Origin of the sequence: Atopomonas sediminilitoris (genome assembly GCF_022601735.1) — a bacterium.
In the GTDB taxonomy this organism is placed as follows: domain Bacteria; phylum Pseudomonadota; class Gammaproteobacteria; order Pseudomonadales; family Pseudomonadaceae; genus Atopomonas; species Atopomonas sediminilitoris.
Window position 1 is genome coordinate 41,112 of sequence record NZ_JAKUMM010000001.1, and the last position, 13,811, is coordinate 54,922.

Consider the following 13,811-nt stretch of genomic DNA (forward strand, 5'->3'; position numbering starts at 1 on the left):
CCTTAATGGGTCCCTTCCGTAATTTTACGACCGCGCTGAGCCACGATGTTGGCTAGGTGATCACGGAATTCAGCGATTGTCATCGAACCCAGATCCAGACCCTCTCGTGTACGCACGGCTACTGTTTGTGACTCAACTTCCCGATCGCCAATTACTAGCTGGAACGGAACCTTGAGCAAAGTATGCTCGCGGATTTTAAAGCCGATCTTCTCATTTCTCAAGTCGGCTTTCGCGCGGAAGCCCGATTCTTCGAGCGACTGCGCCACTTCAGCGGCAAATTCAGCCTGATTATCCGTGATATTCAGCACCACCGCTTGCGTCGGTGCCAACCATGCGGGAAAGGCCCCCTCGTAATGCTCGATCAAAATACCGATGAAGCGCTCGAATGAACCCAGAATCGCGCGGTGCAGCATGACCGGATGCTTGCGGCTGTTGTCTTCAGCCACATATTCAGCGCCGAGGCGCACCGGCAGATTGAAGTCCAGCTGCAAGGTACCGCACTGCCAAACACGACCGAGGCAGTCTTTCAGTGAGAATTCGATTTTAGGGCCATAGAAAGCGCCCTCGCCCGGCTGTAGATCATAGGGCAAGCCGGCCTTATCCAGCGCCGCCTGTAGCGCCTGCTCGGCGCGATCCCATAGCTCATCCGAGCCCACACGCTTTTCCGGACGAGTGGACAGCTTGAGCTGAATTTGCTCAAAGCCGAAGTCCTCATAGACCGCCAGCGTTAGGCGAATAAAGTCAGCCGCTTCGGATTGCATTTGCTCTTCAGTACAGAAGATGTGCGCATCGTCTTGCGTAAAGCCACGAACCCGCATGATGCCGTGCAACGAACCCGAAGGCTCATTGCGGTGACAAGCACCAAACTCAGCCAAACGCAGCGGCAGATCGCGGTAGCTTTTAAGCCCTTGGTTAAAGACTTGAATATGGCAGGGGCAGTTCATCGGCTTGATCGCGTAGTCGCGACTTTCCGACTCGGTGGTGAACATCATGTCGCCGTAGTTTGCCCAGTGACCGGACTTTTCCCACAGCAGACGATCAACCACCTGGGGCGTTTTAATCTCTTGATAGCCATGACGGCGCTGCACTTGGCGCATGTACTGCTCAAGCGCTTGGTACAAAGTCCAGCCGTTGGCATGCCAGAACACCATGCCTGGTGCTTCTTCTTGGGTATGGAACAGGTCTAAGCGCTTACCAATTTTGCGGTGATCGCGCTTTTCCGCCTCTTCCAAGCGATGCAGGTAGTCCTTAAGGTCTTGCTTGCTGCCCCAGCAAGTCCCATAGATGCGCTGGAGCATTTTGTTCTTTGAGTCGCCACGCCAGTAAGCGCCCGCCACCTTCATCAGCTTGAAGGCTTGCAGCTTGCCGGTAGAGGGCACGTGCGGGCCGCGGCACAAGTCCACGAACTCACCCTGCTGATAGAAGGACAAAGGCTCCTCACCGGGGATGGCGGCGATGATCTCGACTTTATATTTCTCGCCAAGCTTCTCGAAGTGACCGATAGCCTCTTCGCGCGACATCAATGAGCGCGAAACGACAAAGTCTTGCTTGGCCAGCTCAGCCATTTTCGCCTCGATAGCACTCAGATCGTCTTGAGTGAACGGGCGCTCATAGTCGAAATCGTAATAGAAGCCGTTTTCGATCACAGGGCCAATGGTGACTTGGGCACCAGGAAACAACGCCTGTACAGCCATAGCCATCAAGTGCGCGCAACTGTGGCGCAGCACTTCGACACCTTCGGCATCACGCGCAGTAATGATCGCTAGCTGGGCATCCGCTTCGATGACAAAAGAGGTATCAACCAGTTGGCCATCAACTTTACCGGCGAGCGCGGCTTTCGCTAGGCCTGCGCCAATATTGAGTGCCACATCGTGCACGGTCACAGCATTGTCAAAGCTACGCTGGCTGCCATCGGGAAGAGTGATAACGGGCATGGTGGCGCCTCCTCATCTCAGTGGTGGCCCCTACCAAAGGCCACGTGGGGTACGGATTAGCCAGTACGCGGCGCCGCGGGCAGCAGATCGGCATACCTGACGATTGCATTGCCCACCAGCGAGGAACTGGAAAGTAAGCCGCGCATGGTTTCAGAAAGCGCCCAGCAAGGCAACCGAAAAGCCTACTGCTAGGCTTGGCTTTCCTATTTCGTGGGCGTTATGATCGGCGCCATTGTTTAAAATAATCAACAAGGCTTAAAAAATGACGAACACCCAGCACGCCCCCTCGTTTTACGCCGCCTCCGCCAACCCAAGCCCTGAGCGTCCTGCGCTTAATGGCGAAGTGGAGTTTGATATCTGCATCATTGGGGCTGGCTATACCGGCTTATCCACCGGTTTGCATCTGGTGGAAAACGGCTTCAAGGTCGCGATTGTTGAAGCGGCCCGCGTCGGCTGGGGCGCGTCAGGGCGCAACGGTGGCCAGATCGTCAACAGCTATAGCCGCGACATTGATTACGTTGAGAAGCAAACCGACAAGCGCAGTGCCGAGTTGATGGCCAAAATGGCCTTTGAGGGCGGGCAAATCATTCGTGAGCGCATTGCCAAATACAACATCCAATGCGACCTCAAAGAAGGCGGTGTTTTTGCTGCCTTCAATGACAAACAAATGGGCCACCTGCGCGCGCAAAAAGCACTCTGGGAAAAGCACGGCCACCAGCAACTCGAGCTGCTCGACCATGCCGGCATTCGCAACGTGGTCAAAACCGAACGCTACGTGGGCGGTATGCTGGACATGAGCGGCGGCCACATCCACCCATTAAATCTAGCGCTGGGCGAAGCGGCCGCCTTTGAAAGCCTAGGCGGTGTGATATACGAGCAATCCCCCGCCACGCGCATTGAGCGCGGCGCCAACCCGGTGGTGCATACCGAGCAAGGCCGCGTGCGCTGCAAGTTTGTCGTGGTGGCCGGCAACGCCTATCTGGGCAACCTTGTTCCGGAGCTCGCGGCCAAAACCATGCCGTGCGGCACCCAAGTACTGGCTACCGAGCCACTGGATGCCGAATTAGCTGCAGAGTTGCTGCCACAAGATTACTGCGTCGAAGACTGCAACTACCTGCTGGACTATTACCGCCTTACCGGCGAGAAACGCATGATTTACGGTGGCGGCGTGGTGTATGGCGCCCGCGATCCCGAAGACATTGAGCGCATCATTCGCCCCAAAATGCTCAAAACCTTTCCCATGCTTAAAGATGTCAAAGTCGACTACACATGGACTGGTAACTTCTTGCTGACCCTATCGCGCCTGCCTCAAGTCGGGCGACTGGGGGGCAACATTTATTACTCGCAAGGCTGCTCAGGCCACGGCGTGACTTACACCCACGTCGCCGGTCGTGTACTGGCTGAAGCACTCCGCGGCCAAGCCGAACGGTTCGACGCCTTTGCCAGCTTGCCGCACTACCCCTTCCCCGGTGGTCGCTTGTTCAGCATCCCCTTCTCGGCGATTGGCGCGTTCTACTACGACCTACGCGACAAACTCAATATCTAAGCCGAACTCACTGCCCGCCTGGCCAAACCAAGGCTAGCCGGGCAGTGCTTAGTCGCCCCCTTGAGCAAAAGCTCGCCGATAATACCGGTATTTCAACGGCCAATACTGAACGCCTGCTGTTCGATCTAGAGCCATTCAACCCAACACGCACCCCTCAAAAGCACCCACCGAACAACTTCAGCCTTGCTCGTCTACCTAACCAGAGTCGACATCGCAATTCGCAGACCGACTCACCTTTGCTGCAGTCCCTGATTCTTCTGCCACACTTAAAACACTCTGTGCTTCAGGTTTTGCCCTGCCCGTCCGATAACCCAAAAAAATGAGCAAGGATTTCGCAATGAAGTTGTTGATGCCAGGCATTCGCCTTTTTGAACGCTTTCACTTTGCGCGCAAATTCCAACTTTTGTTTTTAATGTTTCTTGCGCCAATGCTTTATGCCTTATGGCAAATCAGCGACAGAGTGCTGGATGAACTGAACAGTATCGACGGTGAACTTTCAGGGATTGAACTGACCAACCAACTGACTCCTCTGCACGCTCAAGCAGCACTGCAGCGCGGCACGGTAAATCTGTGGAAAGCCGGCAATGACGCCATGCAGAACAGCGCCAAAAACAGTGAAGCCGCCTGGACAGAAGCCGCCAACAAACTCGAAGCACTGATCGAACAAAACAGCCTGCTCGACAACAGCACCAGCGAGCAATGGCAAGCCTTAGAAGCCAGCCGCCAGCAACTATTGACCAACAACCTAGCCCAAACCCCAGGCCCAGAGGCTCAAGAGCAGTTCAGCGTTTGGGTTGAGCAGTTGGGCGACTTGCGTAACAGCCTGACTAACGACACCCGCCTTAACCTTGACCCATGGCTAGACACGTCGCTCATCCTAGACATCGTCGTCAATCAGCTGCCTAACACTTATGAAGGGCTCACCCAGATTCGCGACCAAGGCGCTACCATCGCTCAAAATGGCCACTTCAGTCTTAAGCAACGGGTCGAATTCAACAGCTTGCTGCGGGACTTTGCCCGTGCACGGCTTGAGCTAGACAAAACCATCGACAGCTTACTCAAGCACTACCCAATCACCAGCGAACAACTCAAGCAACCCATCGAGCAGATGCGCGCCGAACTCGATGCCTTCATTGCCTTAACCGATAAGCGGTTGGTCGACACGCTGGATATCAGCGGCCCTGATTACCTGCAAAAAGGCAGCCTCAGCGCCGCTCAGCTTGAGCACTTCAGCGCCCGCATGAGCGAGCGGTTTATTGAGCGTATCGGCCATTACCGTAACCGCGCCGTCGCCACCCTCACCACCAGCCTGGGTATTTTCTTAGGCTTAGGCTTGCTGGCCCTGTACAGCCTGATTTGCCTCAACAGCTCGATTCGCCGCAGCACCCTGCGCATTACCGAAGCCACCGAGGCAATCAGCCGTGGCGACCTCACCCAGCGCCTCAGTGTCCATGGCCACGACGAACTGGCCAGCATTGCTGCCTCCTTAAAAAGCGCACAACAGCAACTCAAAGAAACCTTGTTGACGGTCAATCAAGAAGCCGACCGCCTCAGCAGCACGGTAGTCACGCTGTCACAGCAATCTGACACGGCCCTGCAACAGGTCGAAGCTCAACAACAACAAGTCAGCCAAATAGCCGCCGCTTCGCACCAGCTGGCCGCAACCGCACAAAACGTCGCGCAAAACTGCGAGCTGGCCGCGCATGAAGCCATGCAAACCAAAGACGCCGCCGAACAAGGCTCAAGCGACAGCGCCAAAACCACCCAAAGCATGCAGGAGCTGGGCGAGCGCCTGACGCAATCAGCCAGCAAGTTGCAACAACTGCGCGAGCAAGCGCAGCAAATTGACCAAGTGGTCGACGTGATCAAAGGCATCGCCGAGCAAACCAACTTACTGGCGCTCAATGCGGCCATTGAAGCCGCGCGCGCGGGCGAGCAAGGTCGTGGCTTTGCCGTGGTAGCGGATGAAGTTCGCAGCTTGTCGCAGCGCACGCAGGAATCTACCCAAGAAATAGGCCAAACCATTGCCGCCCTGCAAAGCATCGTCAGTGACGCCTCACAGGTGATGGAACAAGCCTGTAAGCAAGCCGAAAAAGACGTGCAATCGGTCACACACATGGGCGGCAGCCTGCACGAGATTGCCGAAGCGGTGCTGCGCATGACCGACAAGATCAATCAAATCGCCGCGGCCGCCGAACAACAGGCCGCTACGGCTGACGAAGTGAGCGGCAATATCCAGCAGGTAGACACCGCCGCAGGTCTCTTGCTGCAAGGCGCGCAAGCGGTCAGCGAGGCCAGCGGCCAACTGCAGCAAGGCAGTCAAACCTTACAAAACAATACTGCACGTTTTCGTTTGCAGTGATTATCGCGGGGGCTTGTTAGCCCCCGACGACAAACCTCTCAATGACTCTCTTGCAGCAACTGGCAAGCCAGTCGACCGATCGTCGCCATTGCCGAGTCGGTTTCCGAGCGCCATGGAATGGAGCAGTTCAAGCGCATGCAGTGATTGAACTGCTCGGTATTAGAGAAGATCAGCCCAGGCGCAATGCTAATACCCTGCTCCAGCGCCAACCGATGCAGCTCTTGCGCGTTAATCTTGCCCGGCATGCTAATCCACAAAATGAAGCCACCTTGCGGCCGAGTAATTTGCGTACACTCAGGAAAGTAGCGCTGCACTGCCAACTGATAAGCCGTGAGGTTCTTGCGGTATTCGGCGCGCACATGGCGCAAATGCCGATCGTAACCACCATTTTCCAAATAGGAGGCCACCGCCATTTGCGTCACGCTACATGCGGTATGCGTCGTGAACGTTTGCAGGCGCTGCACTGCCTCCTGATAGGGGCCAGCCACTAACCACCCTACCCGCACGCCCGGCGACAACGTCTTAGAAAAGCTGGAGCAATAGATCACTTGGCCATGCCGATCGTAGGCTTTGAGTGCCTTGTGCGCGCCATCGTCAAACATCAACTCGCCGTAAATGTCGTCTTCGATGACCGGCACCGCTTTTTCACGCATCAGCTTAAGTAGCTGCTTCTGACGCTCCGTCGCCATCACCGCACCCAACGGGTTACCCAAGCGTGCGGTCATCACCAAGGCTTTAATCGGCCAGCGCTCGAGCGCCATTTGCAGTGAGTCAAGGCATAAGCCGGTGCTAGGGTCGGTAGGGATTTCTACGACCTTAAGGCCCAAGAGTTCCGCCAACTGTAAAAAACCGTAGTAAATCGGCGACTCCGTTGCGACCAAGTCGCCCGGCTTGGTGGTCACCCGCAGCGCCAACTGCATGGCCTCTACGCAGCCATGTGTGATGGTGATTTGAGACGGATCAACCGCCACGCCCGCATCACGCATGCGGATGGCAACCTGCCGACGCAAAGGCTCAAAGCCTGGGCTGAACATGTAGCTGAACGCTTGCTTGCTGTTAAAGCGCGTGACCTTAGCCAAGTGCTGCTGCAACGGACGCAGCGGCAAGTAATCCACGTGCGGTACCGCCGCACCGAGTGCAATCACGCTGTCATCACGCCGTGATTCAGCCAGAACCTGCGCAATGATGCTGCCACGGGTGACCTTACTCGGCTTCTCCACACGGCCGATATCCGGCGTCGGCGCCGTGAGCATGGCGTTAGGGTGCACGTAATAACCGGATTGCGGCCGAGCACGGATAAAGCCTTGATCTTCCAAGGAGGCATAGGCTTGTAAGACCGTCGCGTGACTCACCCCAAGCTGCACGCTCATCTTACGAATCGACGGTACTCGCTCACCGGCCTGATAGACGCCACGGGCAATGTCATCAGCCAGCTGTTGAGCAATTTGTTGGTAAAGCAGCAAGTTCGTCATCGTGCACCCCCTCCATGATCGGCAAAATACAGTATCGCATTAACTATGAGTGTAACCATTACAGTTTTAGATCATCTCAGCTGTACAGTCATTTCACAGTTGCCAAATGCCTCACTGAGCGCTGAAATACGCGCATGTCACGTTATCGCCCCCCTCGCCGCCCCGGCACCGCACTGATTACGCCCCAAGGCGCAGCCCGTCTGCAGGCCGAACTGCATGAGCTGTGGCATGTGCAGCGCCCTAAGGTGACGCAATCGGTTAGCGAAGCGGCCGCGCAAGGCGACCGCTCCGAGAATGCCGAATACACCTACGGCAAAAAGATGCTGCGCGAGATTGATGCGCGCGTCCGTTTTTTGCGTAAGCGCTTGGAGGCACTGGATGTCGTTGATCAGCCACCCAGCGACACCCAGCGCGTGTTTTTTGCGGCTTGGGTGACGCTTGAAGATGAGGATGGGCATGAAAGCCGTTACCGCATCGTAGGGCCCGATGAGTTCGACCTTAAAGCAGGCTTAATCAGCATCGACTCGCCCATGGCGCGTGCCTTGCTGGGCAAAGCATTGGATGCAGAAGTCGAAGTCGAAACACCCAGCGGTGCGCGGTACTACTACATCATTGCCATCGACTACTAGCGGCTAGATCAACGCTACAGCAGGACGCACGATCACCCCACTGCGCGCCACGCGCAGCAAGTCACGCAGCACGCTTTGGGCGGCACGCCCATCCCACACTAAATGATCAAAACTGTTATCAGCACAGGCCGCCAATTCTGATGTACTCAGCACACTGCACTGGGCGCGATAGCGCAAAGCAGCGGCCTCAAGCTCCAGCAATGACTCACTGCAGACAAGCATGCGCGGAGCAACCAGCACACGACCAAGGGAGTGATGCAACAGACGATAACGGCAACGCGGCGATAACATGATGGATTCCTGTGAGCCTGTGATTCCGCTGGGAGCGGTGAAGGCTGTCACCGGACCAGCTCTTTAGCGGTTTTTATTAAGCGCCCCGCAAGTTGCTGTTTAAATCGGCGCTGGCAGTAATTTAAGCAGTGGCCTCTTTGAGATCAACTACCGCTGGTAAATTGCAGACAATAAAAAGGCCTGTAGGCGCGATCGCACAACACAATCGCGCCCCAGGCCTTGCTCAAACCGGCTAAGCCGTCACTAAACAGCCGTCTTGCAAGCGCCAGGCTTTATCCATTTGCGCAGCCAATTGCGCGTCATGCGTGACCACCAAAAAAGCAGTTTGCAAAGACTGACTTAACTCCAGCATCAGCTCTTGAATGCCCTTTGCCGTGTGCTGATCCAAATTACCGGTCGGCTCATCCAACAGCACCAACGCCGGCTGATTAATCAGCGCACGGGCAATGGCCACGCGTTGACGCTCGCCGCCGGACAACTCTGCCGGCTTATGCTGCAAACGGTGCCCCAACCCCACTCGCGTCAACATCTGCGTCACACGCTCGGCAATCTGCGCCTTAGGCGTCTTGCTGATCAGCAGCGGCATGGCCACGTTTTCAAAGGCGGTAAACTCTGGCAGCAAATGATGAAATTGATAAACAAAGCCCAAGGCCTTGTTACGCAACACGCCGCGCTGACGCTCATTCAGCGCAGAGAGCTGCTCACCAGCCAGCCACACTTCACCGGTGCTCGGGATATCCAGCCCAGCCAGCATATGCAGCAGTGTGGTTTTACCAGAGCCTGAGCTACCCACAATCGCCACACGCTCGCCAGCACTAAGGCTCAGCTCGACACCGCGCAAAACATCAACGGCCTCGGGGCCTTCTTCATAGGACTTGCGTAACTGCACGCACTTCAACACCACATTACTCATAGCGCAGGGCCTCCGCCGGTTGCACGCGTGAAGCCCGCCACGCGGGGTACAAGGTGGCACAGAAGCTCAACAACAAGCCTGCCGAGCAAATCATCAACACATCCGACCACAACAGCTCGGATGGCAAGTAATTGATGAAGTACACATCGCTGCTCAAAAACTGATGGCCGATTAATTTCTCCAGCGCAGCGATCCACGCCGTGATGTTTAACGCCGCCAACACCCCCAGCAAGCAGCCAATCGTGGTGCCAATCACACCAATGACGGTGCCTTGCACCATGAAAATGCCCATCACTTGCCCCGGTGTAATCCCCAAGGTGCGCAAAATCGCGATATCACCTTGTTTATCAGTCACCACCATGACCAAGGTTGAGACGATGTTGAACGCGGCCACCGCAATGATCAAAAACAGCAGCAAACCAATCATGGTTTTTTCCATGCGAATCGCTTGGAACAAGTTGCCGTGCGAGCGCGTCCAGTCACGCGGGTAGAAGTCTTGCCCCGTCAGGCTACGCGACAACTCCCAAGCCACGCGCGGCGCCTGAAACAAATCGCCGAGCTGAATACGCACGCCTTCAACTTGATTAGGTAGCCAGCGCTGAATCCGCGCAGCATCCGCCACGTGCACCAACGCCAGCGAGCCATCGAGTTCTGCACCGACTTTAAAAATACCGGCCACCGTAAAGCGCTTTAAGCGCGGAAAAACACCCGCGGGGGTCACCGATGCTTCCGGCAGCACGAAGGTGAGCTTGTCACCGAGCTTGACGTTGAAACGCCGTGCCGCCAAATCACCAATCACAATGCCAAAGTCGCCGCTTTTGAGGTTGTCCAAGCTACCGGCGCGCATGTGCTGGCTGATAATCGACACCTTATCTTCTGCCTCAGGCAGCACACCGGTGACCAACACCGGCTGTACTTGCCCACTGTGCGTGAGCATGCCTTGCAGCTGGGTAAACGGCGCCACACCCACCACGTCAGGATGTTTGCTCACCTCCTGCGCTAACGCCTGCCAATCATCGACTGGGGTAAAAGATGTAATCGTGGCGTGCGGGACCATGCCCAGAATGCGGCCACGTAACTCGCGATCGAATCCATTCATCACCGACAGCACCAGAATCATCACCAGCACGCCCAGTGCCAGACCGATCATCGAACTTAAGGAAATAAACGAAATAAAATGGTTACGACGCTTAGCGCCGGTGTAGCGGATTCCGATAAAAATCGGAAGCGGTCTGAACATGGGTTTTCTATCCCTATGAGCATATTCCGGTGGCACGCCCTAAACTTGGGCTATTACACTGAAATGCAGTGACAAAACAGCGGGAGATTGTATGTCGAAATTGACCCCAGATGAACGACGCGATTTTTTTCGGATCGCCGACACCATCGCACTCGAGTTCACCCCCATCGATTCGATGGAGCACGCCAACGAAGTTTTTAAGACCTCGCCGCTCTTTCATTTGCTCGGCGAACTGCATCTGCTCGACTTTGACTCGCAACACCTCTACCGCAGCATCAACGAGCGCGACCGCACCTTAGCGGCGTATTTGAAGATCATCAACAAACGCATCGAACTGCTTGGCCAAGCGTTGGCGCAAAGCTTCTTGGGCGGCAAAGGCCACCAGCACGAAGTCACGTTGAGCGAAGGCGGCATGGGCTGGATTCAAAGCGAAGCCATCACTTGCGGTCAGCTACTCGCTCTCAAACTACTGCTGCAACCGCAAGCGATCGGCCTGCTATTGCAAGGTGAAGTGGTGTATTGCAGCGAGTCCAGCCCTGGGCAATTCACCATTGGCTGTGAATTTAAAGACTTGAGCGAAGCACAACGTCAGCTGCTGGCGCGCCATATTCTGCAAAAGCAGGCCAGTGATCGTCGTGTTGAGCTGGAGCGCAACAAGCAGTGAAACACTTGCTTAAACACGCCTTCGTGCTGTTTCTGCTCAGCAGTGCCGCCCATGCGCAGAGCCTGAGCATCCCCCTAGGCCAACAAGGCGATGCCCTCGTTAATTCACCCAGCCGTGGTCAAAGCCCAAGCCAAGTACTTGAGCAATTTGGCCTACCGCAAGCGCAGCACCCTGCTGTTGGCTCTCCACCGATTACGCGCTGGGATTACCCGCATTTCAGCGTGTATTTTGAGCATCAACACGTCATTAACAGCGTGTTAAAGCACCAACCCAGTCACCCGACTTCGCAAACTAATCATGACTGAAATCGTTGGCCACCGCGGCGCACGCGGCGAAGTGCCTGAAAACACACTCGCAAGCTTTCAACATGCACAACAGTTAGGCATTCGTCAGGTGGAGTTGGACTTACACCTCAGCGCCGACGGGCAATTGATCGTCATTCACGACCCGGACTTGCGCCGCACCACCGGCCAGCATGGCCGAGTCGATCGCTGGCACAGCACTGATTTAGTGCAACTAGACGCCAGCCACTGTGGCCCAACCCACCCTTCACCTTGCCCAATCCCGACACTGCAGCACTTACTGCAAGCCTGTGAATTTGAGCACTGGCAATGGGAAGTTAAAAGCGCATCGCGGCGCCGTGCCAGACGCTTAGTCGAAGAGATTCAGCGCCTGCACCAGCAGTACCAGCTCACCGGCAAGGTCGCTATTACCTCAAGCTCGCGCACGGTATTACGCGCAGCCCAGCAACTTGCCCCGGAAATACCGCGTGGCTTTGTCGCTGAGCGTGCATGGTTAAACCCCGTGAAAGTCGCCAAGCGTTACGACTGTGAATTACTGGTCTTGAATTGGAAGCTCTGCACACCCGCCCGCTTGCGCCAGGCGCACGCGGCGGGAATGCAAGTGTCCACTTGGACCGTCAACCAAGCGCACGACATGCGTCATTTGGCCGACATGGGTGTTGATAGCCTGATCACAGACTTTCCCGGTTTGGCCATCGCCACCCTGCACGCACGTTAAGCCAAGCATGCCCAGAGGCCTGCCCGACCAGCCCGGGAGACTGGTCGGTGCCGGTTAAAAAATGCGGTTCAAGCCATCCAGCGCGGCAACACGGTAAGCCTCAGCCATCGTCGGGTAGTTAAACGTTGTGTTAACGAAGTACTTGATGCTGTTGCCTTCGCCCTTTTGGTTCATGATCGCCTGCCCGATGTGCACGATCTCTGAGGCTTGGTCACCGAAGCAGTGAATACCCAACACCTCAAACGTGTCGCGATGGAACAGCATTTTCAGCATGCCAACCGGTTCTCGGGTAATTTGCGCGCGCGCCATATTTTTGAAAAACGCCTTACCGACTTCGTACGGCACTTTCTCATTGGTCAGCTCACGCTCGGTTTTACCCAACGAGCTGATTTCTGGAATGGTGTAAATACCCGTCGGGACGTCATCTACGAAGCGCCACGCATCATCATTAACGATATTACCCGCCGCCGAGCGACCTTGGTCAAACGCAGCACTGGCAAGGCTTGGCCAGCCGATCACATCTCCGGCTGCATACACATTGCTGACGCTGGTGCGGTAATTCTCATCCACTGTGACTTGGCCACGACCGTTGGCCTGCACGCCGATGTTCTCTAGGCACAAATTCTGCGTATTACCGGTACGACCGTTACACCACAGCAGCGCATCGGCCTTGAGCTTTTTACCGGACTTGAGGTGCAGAATCACCCCGTTCTCCAACCCTTCGATGCTGTCGTATTCCTCGTTATGGCGAATCAGCACGCCGGTATTGCGCAGGTGGTAACTCAGCGCATCGGAGATTTCATCATCGAGGAAGTTAAGTAACTGATCGCGGGTATCCACCAAATCAACCCGCACCCCCAAACCACTAAAGATGGAGGCGTATTCGCAACCGATAACACCCGCGCCATAAATAATCAGCGAACGCGGGGTGTGGCCTAACTTCAAAATAGTGTCGCTGTCGTAAATACGCGGGTGATGGAAGTTAACATCCATCGGGCGATAAGGCCGCGAGCCGGTGGCGATAATCACATCTTTGGCGATCAGCTTTTCCACCACACCATTAGCACAGACCACCTCAATGGTATGTTCATCGGCGAAGCTACCTTTGCCAAAGAACACATCGACGCGATTGCGCGCATAAAAGTTAGTGCGCGACGACACCTGCTTGGCAATCACCCGTTCAGCGCTTTTCAGCACGTCAGGAAACGAGAACCAGCGCGGCTCACCGATCTGGCGAAACATAGTGTTAGTGTTGAAATGGATGATCTGCTTAACCGAATGACGTAGTGCCTTAGAGGGAATTGTCCCTAAGTGTGTGCAGTTGCCACCAATCAGCGAGCTCGACTCGACCATCGCGACTTTGCGGCCCAACTTGGCAGCGTTCATCGCTGCCCCTTCTCCCGCTGGGCCCGAGCCCAACACCACAACATCGTAGTTATAAACAGCCATCCATTACTCCTTAGTAAACCGGTGCAGTGTGCGCGTCGCGTGAAATCAAGCTACTAGACCTTGGTCGCGTCGTAGCTTTGAGCGGGTGTGTTTGCTTTGGCCGATACGTCTTGATTGCTTTCTTCGCACTTGGTCATATCGCCGCCGCAGATCGAGCACTCTTTTTCAATGCCCAAATTAGCGATGCCACCGCAGGAGCCAGCAATAGGCTTGCGCCCCATCATCACGCCAACTGCCATGCCAGCCACAACCAATAAAAAAACTGCAAACGTTGCTAACCAAATCATCGTA

Annotated in this window: 13 protein-coding genes; 6 read left to right on the forward strand and 7 right to left on the reverse strand. The window is 55.6% G+C overall.

Annotation, left to right across the window (positions count from 1 at the left end):
- Positions 1-2 precede the first annotated feature (2 nt).
- Complete coding sequence (thrS, locus tag MKI83_RS00215; protein ID WP_241582614.1) at positions 3-1,934, reverse strand: threonine--tRNA ligase; 1,932 nt, start codon at positions 1,932-1,934, stop codon at positions 3-5.
- Between the two features lie 262 nt (positions 1,935-2,196).
- On the opposite strand from thrS, the gene MKI83_RS00220 reads away from it, so the two are divergent.
- Together MKI83_RS00220 and MKI83_RS00225 are read left to right on the forward strand one after the other, a co-directional pair.
- Positions 2,197-3,480, forward strand: a complete 1,284-nt coding sequence (locus MKI83_RS00220) for an NAD(P)/FAD-dependent oxidoreductase (RefSeq protein ID WP_241582615.1) — start codon at positions 2,197-2,199, stop codon at positions 3,478-3,480.
- Between the two features lie 337 nt (positions 3,481-3,817).
- The gene (locus tag MKI83_RS00225; RefSeq protein ID WP_241582616.1) at positions 3,818-5,842 is read left to right on the forward strand and encodes a methyl-accepting chemotaxis protein; all 2,025 of its coding nucleotides are present in this window, start codon (positions 3,818-3,820) and stop codon (positions 5,840-5,842) included.
- A 38-nt stretch (positions 5,843-5,880) separates the two neighbouring features.
- Here MKI83_RS00225 and MKI83_RS00230 read toward each other — a convergent pair whose 3' ends face one another.
- Complete coding sequence (locus tag MKI83_RS00230) at positions 5,881-7,314, reverse strand: aminotransferase-like domain-containing protein (protein ID WP_241582618.1); 1,434 nt, start codon at positions 7,312-7,314, stop codon at positions 5,881-5,883.
- A gap of 134 nt (positions 7,315-7,448) precedes the next feature.
- Between MKI83_RS00230 and greB the strand changes: the two genes are divergently transcribed.
- Positions 7,449-7,943 carry a transcription elongation factor GreB gene (gene greB, locus MKI83_RS00235; RefSeq protein WP_241582619.1) on the forward strand — a complete coding sequence of 165 codons (495 nt, stop codon included), beginning with the start codon at positions 7,449-7,451 and terminating at the stop codon, positions 7,941-7,943.
- Between the two features lie 3 nt (positions 7,944-7,946).
- Here greB and MKI83_RS00240 read toward each other — a convergent pair whose 3' ends face one another.
- The 3 genes from MKI83_RS00240 to MKI83_RS00250 form a co-directional block, all read right to left on the reverse strand.
- The gene (locus MKI83_RS00240) at positions 7,947-8,234 is read right to left on the reverse strand and encodes a hypothetical protein (protein WP_241582621.1); all 288 of its coding nucleotides are present in this window, start codon (positions 8,232-8,234) and stop codon (positions 7,947-7,949) included.
- 232 nt (positions 8,235-8,466) lie between these two features.
- Positions 8,467-9,147 (reverse strand): lipoprotein-releasing ABC transporter ATP-binding protein LolD, encoded by a 681-nt coding sequence (gene lolD / locus MKI83_RS00245; RefSeq protein WP_241582623.1) that lies wholly within the window; start codon positions 9,145-9,147, stop codon positions 8,467-8,469.
- Positions 9,140-10,387 (reverse strand): lipoprotein-releasing ABC transporter permease subunit, encoded by a 1,248-nt coding sequence (locus MKI83_RS00250; protein ID WP_241582624.1) that lies wholly within the window; start codon positions 10,385-10,387, stop codon positions 9,140-9,142. Before MKI83_RS00250 ends, lolD begins: the two co-directional genes overlap by 8 nt.
- 91 nt (positions 10,388-10,478) lie before the next feature.
- On the opposite strand from MKI83_RS00250, the gene MKI83_RS00255 reads away from it, so the two are divergent.
- The 3 genes from MKI83_RS00255 to MKI83_RS00265 are packed head-to-tail and all read left to right on the forward strand — an operon-like array spanning position 10,479 to position 12,071.
- Positions 10,479-11,051, forward strand: coding sequence for a PilZ domain-containing protein (locus MKI83_RS00255; protein WP_241582625.1), 573 nt, complete (start codon positions 10,479-10,481; stop codon positions 11,049-11,051).
- 5 nt (positions 11,052-11,056) lie between these two features.
- Positions 11,057-11,356: a phosphodiesterase gene (locus MKI83_RS00260; protein WP_241583133.1), complete on the forward strand. Its 300-nt coding sequence runs from the start codon at positions 11,057-11,059 to the stop codon at positions 11,354-11,356.
- On the forward strand, positions 11,349-12,071 hold the full coding sequence (locus tag MKI83_RS00265) for a glycerophosphodiester phosphodiesterase (RefSeq protein ID WP_241582626.1): 723 nt from the start codon (positions 11,349-11,351) through the stop codon (positions 12,069-12,071). The genes MKI83_RS00260 and MKI83_RS00265 overlap by 8 nt, the downstream gene beginning before the upstream one ends.
- 54 nt (positions 12,072-12,125) lie before the next feature.
- Here MKI83_RS00265 and sthA read toward each other — a convergent pair whose 3' ends face one another.
- Both sthA and nqrM read right to left on the reverse strand, forming a co-directional pair.
- Positions 12,126-13,520, reverse strand: coding sequence for a Si-specific NAD(P)(+) transhydrogenase (gene sthA / locus MKI83_RS00270; RefSeq protein ID WP_241582627.1), 1,395 nt, complete (start codon positions 13,518-13,520; stop codon positions 12,126-12,128).
- A gap of 53 nt (positions 13,521-13,573) precedes the next feature.
- On the reverse strand, positions 13,574-13,807 hold the full coding sequence (gene nqrM, locus MKI83_RS00275; RefSeq protein WP_241582628.1) for a (Na+)-NQR maturation NqrM: 234 nt from the start codon (positions 13,805-13,807) through the stop codon (positions 13,574-13,576).
- Positions 13,808-13,811 lie beyond the last annotated feature (4 nt).

Coding starts and splice junctions, on each gene's coding strand:
- thrS (WP_241582614.1), bottom strand. CDS start 1,934: ATGCCCGTTATCACTCTTCCCGATGGCAGCCAGCGTAGCTTTGACAAT.
- MKI83_RS00220 (WP_241582615.1), top strand. CDS start 2,197: ATGACGAACACCCAGCACGCCCCCTCGTTTTACGCCGCCTCCGCCAAC.
- MKI83_RS00225 (WP_241582616.1), top strand. CDS start 3,818: ATGAAGTTGTTGATGCCAGGCATTCGCCTTTTTGAACGCTTTCACTTT.
- MKI83_RS00230 (WP_241582618.1), bottom strand. CDS start 7,314: ATGACGAACTTGCTGCTTTACCAACAAATTGCTCAACAGCTGGCTGAT.
- greB (WP_241582619.1), top strand. CDS start 7,449: ATGTCACGTTATCGCCCCCCTCGCCGCCCCGGCACCGCACTGATTACG.
- MKI83_RS00240 (WP_241582621.1), bottom strand. CDS start 8,234: ATGTTATCGCCGCGTTGCCGTTATCGTCTGTTGCATCACTCCCTTGGT.
- lolD (WP_241582623.1), bottom strand. CDS start 9,147: ATGAGTAATGTGGTGTTGAAGTGCGTGCAGTTACGCAAGTCCTATGAA.
- MKI83_RS00250 (WP_241582624.1), bottom strand. CDS start 10,387: ATGTTCAGACCGCTTCCGATTTTTATCGGAATCCGCTACACCGGCGCT.
- MKI83_RS00255 (WP_241582625.1), top strand. CDS start 10,479: ATGTCGAAATTGACCCCAGATGAACGACGCGATTTTTTTCGGATCGCC.
- MKI83_RS00265 (WP_241582626.1), top strand. CDS start 11,349: ATGACTGAAATCGTTGGCCACCGCGGCGCACGCGGCGAAGTGCCTGAA.
- sthA (WP_241582627.1), bottom strand. CDS start 13,520: ATGGCTGTTTATAACTACGATGTTGTGGTGTTGGGCTCGGGCCCAGCG.
- nqrM (WP_241582628.1), bottom strand. CDS start 13,807: ATGATTTGGTTAGCAACGTTTGCAGTTTTTTTATTGGTTGTGGCTGGC.